The 8,344-nt window shown below is 39.3% G+C and carries 4 protein-coding genes; 2 read left to right on the top strand and 2 right to left on the bottom strand.

What is annotated here, in order from left to right; all coding sequences use genetic code 11:
• Positions 1 to 256: 256 nt before the first annotated feature.
• Positions 257 to 2,686 carry an ABC transporter permease gene (locus AC1DRQ_RS27920; RefSeq protein WP_477428857.1) on the bottom strand — a complete coding sequence of 810 codons (2,430 nt, stop codon included), beginning with the start codon at positions 2,684 to 2,686 and terminating at the stop codon, positions 257 to 259.
• Positions 2,687 to 2,811: 125 nt separating this feature from the next.
• Here AC1DRQ_RS27920 and AC1DRQ_RS27915 point away from each other — a divergent pair, with 125 nt between their 5' ends.
• Complete coding sequence (locus AC1DRQ_RS27915; protein ID WP_477428855.1) at positions 2,812 to 3,042, top strand: hypothetical protein; 231 nt, start codon at positions 2,812 to 2,814, stop codon at positions 3,040 to 3,042.
• A 386-nt stretch (positions 3,043 to 3,428) separates the two neighbouring features.
• The gene (locus tag AC1DRQ_RS27910) at positions 3,429 to 7,013 is read left to right on the top strand and encodes a YVTN family beta-propeller repeat protein (protein WP_477428853.1); all 3,585 of its coding nucleotides are present in this window, start codon (positions 3,429 to 3,431) and stop codon (positions 7,011 to 7,013) included.
• A 172-nt stretch (positions 7,014 to 7,185) separates the two neighbouring features.
• Here the strand turns inward: AC1DRQ_RS27910 and AC1DRQ_RS27905 are convergent.
• Positions 7,186 to 8,344: tetratricopeptide repeat protein (locus AC1DRQ_RS27905; protein ID WP_477428851.1), on the bottom strand; the 1,159-nt coding region annotated here is incomplete at its 5' end.

Here is an 8,344-nt window from a genome sequence, read left to right as displayed (position 1 = left end):
TAACTATATTTGCTTAATTGAGAGACGAAATTATGTTAAAATTTCGAACTCCCTTTTACGAGCAATAGATTTAGTATAAAATGCTGTAAGTCAGTAATTTGTAATGATTTAAAAAGTAGGTGTTCTGAAGTGGATATCTACTTAAGTGACTTCCGACCGCAGTTTTCGAACTCTTTATGGAAGATTTGAAGGCTCTCGCTTCCCTAAATCAGATGTAACGATTAACTAAAAGAGCGAGATACTTGTGATTGTCAGGTTATTCAACTTTTAAACTCTTAATAGGGTTTGTTAGTGCCGCTTTTATACTTTGATAGCTAACTGTTAGTACGGCTATAAAAATTGATATGCCTGCTGCCAGTGCAACCATCCACCAGCTTATATCAATACGGTATGTGAAATCCTGCAGCCATTTTGCCATTGCCCACCAAGCGATTGGCGTAGCTATTACAATGGATACTACTACGAGCTTAACAAAATCGAAAGATAGTAATGTGGTAATGTTCCCAATACTTGCGCCCAATACTTTACGTATGCCCACCTCTTTACTGCGTTGCTCAGCCATAAATGCGGCCAGTGCAAATAAGCCAAGACAGGCTATTACAACGGCCAGTACTGCAAACGTAGTTAATAGGTCCCCCATGCGCTGTACATCAGCATACATGCTGGCAAACGTTTCGTCCATAAAGGTGTAACGGATAGGTTGTCCCGGTGAAAATTCTTTCCAAACGGCAGTGATTTGTGCCAGGGTGTTTTTCACATCGTGGCCTTTTATCTTAACAGATACTATTGACGAGCTCTGGCCAAGGCACATTGCTAATTCATGAATGCCCTGACGTAATGATTCGTAGTTAAAATCATGCACTACTCCAATAACCGTAAATACTTCTCCGCCGTTGGTTATCCTTTTTCCTATAGCATTTTTAAGGTTAAGGTTATTAGCCAATGTTTGGTTGATAATAACTGCCTGTGAGTCTGCATGGGTTTCTGGAGCGAAATTACGGCCGGCAACTAGCTGCATCCCCAGCGTTTTTAAGTAATCTTTATCAATCTGCCACATCTGGCTGGTAGTTCCTACGTCTTCCTGGGCCTTACCCTCGTTCCAAAACCTCCTGCCACTGCGTTTGGTACCATCAACAGGTAAATAATCGCTTACAGATACACTGCCTACAGCAGATATTTTTTGCAATTCGTTTTTAAAATCGGTTACCTTGTTGTCAAGCGTATTTGTGCCCTTTATCATTACAACCTGATCTTTATCAAAGCCGATTTTTTTATTCAGGATATATTCCATCTGGTTGTATATAACAATAGTGCCGATGATAAGAATAATAGAGGTAGTAAACTGAAAAACTACCAGCCCGTTTCTTAAAACAGAACTTTTGTTGCCCATGCTCAGCCGGCCTTTTAATACGTCAACCGGTTTAAAGCGCGATAAATAAAACGCCGGATATATACCTGCTGCAACACCTGTTATAAATGCAGCCACTATTATGGTTGGGAACAGCCACCACTCTTGCCATGGCATTACCAACGATTTAGAGGCAAGTATATTAAAATAAGGAAGTAACAGTGCCGCTAAAACAAGGCCTAATGTAAACGACAAGAAACTATACAGCAGTGATTCTATTAAAAACTGAGCAATTAGCCCGCTGCGTAACGAGCCCACCACTTTGCGTAAACCTACTTCTTTGGCCCGATTAGCAGATTTAGCAGTGGATAAATTTATAAAATTAATACAGGCTATAATCAATATAAAGGCGGCCACCACACTAAAAAGCCATATAAAACGGATATCCCCATGTGATATCTCATCTTGTATGTCGTAAGATTTTAGGTTTATATCTGAAATATTTTGCAGCGTGAAAGAGAGTTTATTTCTTAATTCACCAGCAATTTTATCACCACTTTTTGCTAACGATTCTGCTATGTTGGTAACGATAGTTCGCTTCATGCTTTTCTCAAATGCAACTGCATCTGCACCCGACTTCAACAAAATATAAGTGCGATAATTGCTGGCAGTCCATCTCGTTTGCTCGCCATCTGAAAGTTGGTGAGCCGTAAGTGTTAAAAAAAAACTATACTTAAGGTGAGATGTTGCAGGGAAATCATGCATAACGGCGCCTATTCGGTAAGGCTTGGTTTTATCATTATTGATATACATCACCTTACCTACCGGGTTTTGATTAGGGTAGTATTTATCAGCTTTACTTTTTGATATTACCATGGTAAAGGGCTCGCTAAGGGCCGTTCTCCTATCACCGTAAACCATGGGTAGCTCTAATATATCCAATAACGACTGGTCTGCATATGCAAAACMCTCTTCATGTGTATTTTCAATAGCGTCTGCCCGTTTTAACTCAACACTACCCGCTCCCCAAAAAAGTGATTTGTCCATTATCCGGCCAGTGGCTTCTACTTCTGGGTATAGGGCCTTTAATGTAGTTGCTGTTGGTGCTGGCACATCTGTACCTTGCCAGTATGAGTCGTCACCTCTAAACCCAGCCACTATCCTATAAATTCTGTTGGTATTAGGATAGCTTTTATCAAAACTCATTTCATTACGTATATATAAGCTTATTAGCAGGCAGGCGGCAATGCTTAATGCGAATCCACCTATCTTAATAAGCGCATACATTTTTTGTTTACCCAATTGTCTTAGCGCAATTTTGAAATAATTTTTGATCATATCAGTTAATTAACAGTTTTAATAAGCAAGCAAAGCTTGCTTAGACAGTATAAAGATGCGTGCCAATTTTATAATTATCTATCAATCATTCATTTATGAATATATAAAATAAAATAATCGTCCGAATGCGAACAGTTACGTGTTCGGTTATGGAGCGTTATTTCACAGTACAGCATTTAAAATACTTAAGATCAGAACTGCGTTTTAAAATGCGTCATGTTTACCTCATGAATATGAAAAAGGTTGCTGATGTTGTAGAAACTGATTCGATTTATCTGAGTATCATTACCCCATGGACTAAAATACACTTTTTTGATGTCGTAAGCACAAAAAAAGCCTTTAGCAGAAACTACTAAAGGTTAACAATTTTTGTGACCTTCCGACCGCAGTTTTCGAACGCCTTTATGAAAGATTTGAAAAAAATAGCCTCTATAATTGCTCAATTGTAGAAGAATAATATACCATCCCTCTTATTTGGAATTCCGGGATGGTCGACCAGTTTGTTCTTAAATAGTAGGCCAATTGTTCTGAAATACTTTGACTATGTTAAGGGTATGTTCCCCACTTAAGTATTGAAGGAAAAATTCTTTATCGCATTCCTTTTTTGTATTAAAGTGATTTATCTTTTAGATAATCTGAGGAAAAAAAATCATTCCCCGATCTTGTTTATTAATGATGGTAAAATAATTATAAATTTGACGTAATATCGAATTGAAATGTGTCTTAACCTATCACTTATTTAATGAAGAGGCTTATATATGTTGTGGTGCTTACAACATTTTTTTTCTCTTTCGTTTCGCATACATCTGCGCAATCAAACCAAACAGTAACTAACGGCGATGTAACAACATCTGCTAATTTTCCGGGGACGGGCTGCTCTTATTCCTGGGTAAATAGCAATCCATCTATCGGGTTGCCGGCGAGCGGTACCGGGAACATACAAGGGTTTACAGCAATAAATTCAGGAGATGTTCCTGTCACGGCAACAATTACCGCTATGCCAACTGTTAGCGGGTTTGCCTATATTTTCAGCACTATCGGGCAATTGTCTGTAATTGATCTGTCAACAAACCAAATAATGACCAACACTGCAACTTCATTTCGAGCATTTGGCGAAATCATAAGCCCGGACGGGAAATTTATATATGTAACAGATCCATCTAACAACACTGTCATAACACTCAATGCATCTACATACGCTATCGAGGGTTATACATTTACCGGCAACAATTCTTCCCCGCGCGGCATTACCATAAGCCCCGACGGAAGTAAAATATATGTAACAAATGAACACCCCTTTGACGTTAGTGGTCACGGCACAGTTGATATAATCAACACAGAAACCCATAATATCACCGCAACTATCGACGTTGGAGAAAGTCCATTAGGCGTTGTCATGAGTTCGGATGGCAGCAAGATATATGTTGCAAACCAAGGGTCAAATTTCATATCAGTTATAAATGCTAATACCGGTGCAACAATTGGTCAAATCCCGCTGAATCAAGGTGCATCCTCCCTCGCCGCCACATTTGACGGCAGTCAGTTGTATGTAAGCGCCGGTGCTTCCGTTTCTGTCATTAACACGGCATCCAACCAGGTTATCAAAACCATTGGTGTTGGCTTAAACCCGGTAAGCATGGCCGTATCACCTGATGATAAAAAAGTATATGTGGTGAATGAGGATTCACGATCTGTGTCCGTTATTGATAATCAAACAAAAACAGTAATTGCAACCGTGGATCTGCCGGGCGGTCAATCACCATTTAGTATATCTCTAAGCCCAGATGGCACCAAGGCTTACGCTGTAAATCAAAATGGTGTGATCAGCGTTATCAATACAGCCAATAATAGCGTAACCAATTCCATTACCACTGTTACGGGTGCATTTTCTTACGGAAACTTCGTTTCGGCAGGTCCTGGCTGTAGTAGTTCTCCGGTTACTTTTACTATAACCGTTAAACCAACGGCTGAAGCTCCGCTTATAAAAGCAGGCTCTGCAAGCGGGACAATCTCGGCCTGCGTAGGTTCGCCGTCAGCCTCGCCATATATACAGCAGTTTACCGCTACGGGTAGTAATTTAACCGCCGCTGTTACCGTCGCTGCACCTAATGGATTCGAGGTTTCGCTCACGCCCGGTAACGGTTACAGCAGTACTTTAACCCTTGCCCAATCGGGTGGCAGTTTAAATAAAACAGTATATGTACGATCGGCCGCTGCAGAAGGTACAGGTGACATATCGGGTAATGTCATATTGAGTTCGACTGGAGCCGTAAATCAAAACGTGGCCGTTGCCGGAGTTGTAAACGCATTGCCAGCAGTTAATACTGTGCCCAATCAAATTAAGAATAATGGAACGCTATCAGACCTGGTTACATTCACCGGTACCGGGAATACTTTTACCTGGGTAAACGATCACCCTGAAATTGGTTTAGCGTCAAACGGCACCGACAATATTCCTGCCTTTGCAACTGTTAATAACACGGCAAGCCCTATAGTTGCCAAAATTACGGCTACACCATCCAATTCACCATATGCTTACATAACCAACTCGGCCTCATCCTCTGTTTCTGTTATCAACGTAGCAACCAATAAAATAGTGGCCACTATACCTATGGGGGCAGATCCGCAGGATATAACCATTAGTCATGATGGCAAAAAAGTATATGTATCCGATCCTATTTCAAGAACGATTTCGGTGATCAATACAGCTACAAATACAGTAATAGCAACTACATCTGTCCCCATAGGTTCATTCAGTATGGTAGTTTCACCTGATAACAGCAAACTTTATTTAGTGGCTATTAACCCCGATTTGGGTAATGACGATATATATATAATCAATACGACTACCTACAATATAACCTCCACATTAGGTGTCGGTGTTAGTATTGGTATAATTACCTTAAGCCCTGATGGTAGTACACTATACGCCACAGATAACCTCCAAAATAATTTATTAGTAATAAATGCATCTAATGGTCAGTTACTAAAGACGATATCTGTTGGTACAGCACCGGAAGGTGTAATGGTAAGCAGGGATGGCGGTACAGCTTATGTATGTAACTCCGGTTCAAATACAATTTCGGTAATTAATACCATAACCAATACAGTTGTAAAAACTGTAACAGTTGGAACGGCCCCGTTTGCTTTAGCGCTTTCGCCGGATGGGAATATATTGTATGTTTCCGGTTACAGCGACGGGTCACTGACGGCCATTAATACCTCATCAAATACAGTGCTCTTCAAAGAGGATGCGGGTCAATATCCAATGGGGGTTTCCGTAACTCCCGATGGAACAAGCGTATATGTTGCCAATTCCAATTCAGGTACTGTTACAGTAATCAATGCGCTAACCGGCGTCAAGCAGGAAACAATACCTGTTGGGCTCAATCCCTTTTCAATCGGCAATTTTATTACGCCGGTTAGCGGTTGCCCTGGGCAACCTGTTACATTTACCATTACTGTAAAGCCTACTATAGCAAGTGCTGTCATTAAAATTTCAGGTAAGGTTGATCCGCTAGCAACGGTATACGGCACTCCCTCACTGGCATCCAGCTTCACCGTATCTGCTACCAATTTAACAGGTGGCATAATAATCACGCCTCCACCCGGTTTTGAGATAGGCACCGGCGGAACAACCTTTAGCCAAACTATAACTGTAGGTACAATCGGAACGCTTACACCAACCAAAATCTATATAAGACTTTCAGAAACAACAGCAGTGGGTAATTATGCCGGTAATATATTGCTTAACACGGACAATACCGCTGATCAGGGTATTACTACTGCAGACAATAACGCGGTGAGTCCTGCGCCATTAATCATTACCGCCAATAACGAAAGAAAATATTATGGTGACGAAAACCCCGTTTTAACGCTAACTTATAGCGGCTTCGTAAATATGGAAACAGCCTCGGTGCTATCACCACAGCCATTGGTTGTTACTGATGCTACATCAACCTCGCCGGCAGGACAATATCCAATTACAGTTCATGGTGCAGGTTCTATAAATTACGCAATAACCTATGTGCCTGGAACCCTTGTAATTGCGCCAATAAACAAAATTTTGGTTATACCTAATACTTTTACACCTAATGGCGATGGCATAAATGATCGTTGGGAAATTAACCATATTGGGGATTACTCCAATTGTACAGTAAACATATACAACAGATACGGGGAAAAAATATTGACATCAAATGGCTATGGCATACCATGGGACGGCAAATACAAGGGAAAAGACGTATCTACAGGAACTTACTATTATATAATTGATCTTAAAACCGGCAGCAAGCCGCTATCGGGTTGGATTGCCGTTATTAGATAATAAATTATGTCTTGCGGCTATCAACTTTGTAAAGGGCAACTTTAGTATTGTGACCTAAAAGTACAGTCCTCGAACACTTTTATTGAGAATGTGAAGAAAATTATAGCGTTGAAAGAGAAATAGCGACTAGTTTCTTTCTTCGGTTGTAACTGAAGTCGCGCACAACCACGAGTTACAAACACTCGGGTGGCGGAACCAATTTTTCTAATAACTGTAAGACCTCATTGCCATATTTTTCAGTATACCCAAATTTTAAAGAGAGATTAAAATTCTTTAACGCTTCTTCTTTATTTCCCAGTTCAAAATAAATAATACCCTTATTTTTGTAGGCATATGCATTACTCTTATCCAATTCAATTGATTTATCAATAATACTAATTGCATTATCTGTTTCTCCAAGTTTATATTTTGCAAAACCCAGATTATTCCAGGGATAAGTAAATACCGGATTCTTTTGAATAGACTGTTCAAAGAAAGAGATTGACTCTACATATTTAGTCTGTCTAATTAGGTTAAATCCCTTATTATTCAAATAAACACCATTATCAGGTTGTAATCGTAAAAGTGCATCAATAATTTCGGCTACTGTATCATAATTTCCTTTCAAATCACTAATACATGACAACAAAAGCAGGAACTGGACATTTTCGGGATTATTTTTAACCAATTCCTCCGTTAATATTAATGAAGATTCAAAATCAAACTGCTTCATCAAATTATAGGCTAACAGAAATTTAAAATCTAAATTTGATGGTGAAAGGCTTAAACCAACCTGGCAAGTCTTGATAGAATCTCCAAATTGTTGATAATAAAATAGATCGAGTGCATTTTGATATAGCTCATCTATCTTCTTTCGTTTTGCGCTTAAGGAGAAAAAGAATATTTGGACTTTATTATATATTTCCCTCCTAATCGGTTTTATTATTGGAGGAAACGTTTTATAACTTTTTTTAAAATGAGATTCAGTAATATCTTCGATAAGAATACCAGCCTTATTAAAAGACTCCGTTACGGCATTATTATAACTTAATATAGCTAGGATTACATGAATGGTATTTGTACCTGCCTTTTTACTTATATGTTGCGCTATTTTATGCGAATGCTTTATCACACGTTCAGCCTCTATTGTTAATGGTAATGAATCCTTAAATGTTAGTTTACTACTGGGTGGGTATAGCTCTTTTATTCTTGTTTCCCAAGGCTCCGCATCGCAATGATCAAGATAGTTTGAAGCAATACATTTTTTCTTTAGCATGGCAACAAAAAAATGATCATGGTTGATAAAGCCGTGTTGCCATTCAATTGCTAATTTCCTGGCTTCAGCTATAATT

This window comes from Mucilaginibacter sp. P4_E8, assembly GCF_056401495.1.
Note: the sequence above shows the minus strand (reverse complement) of the source record. Positions and strands in the feature narration are given on the sequence as shown.

Excerpts from the sequence above, each read along its gene's own strand:
- AC1DRQ_RS27915 (WP_477428855.1), top strand. The coding sequence starts at position 2,812 with ATGCGAACAGTTACGTGTTCGGTTATGGAGCGTTATTTCACAGTACAG.
- AC1DRQ_RS27910 (WP_477428853.1), top strand. The coding sequence starts at position 3,429 with ATGAAGAGGCTTATATATGTTGTGGTGCTTACAACATTTTTTTTCTCT.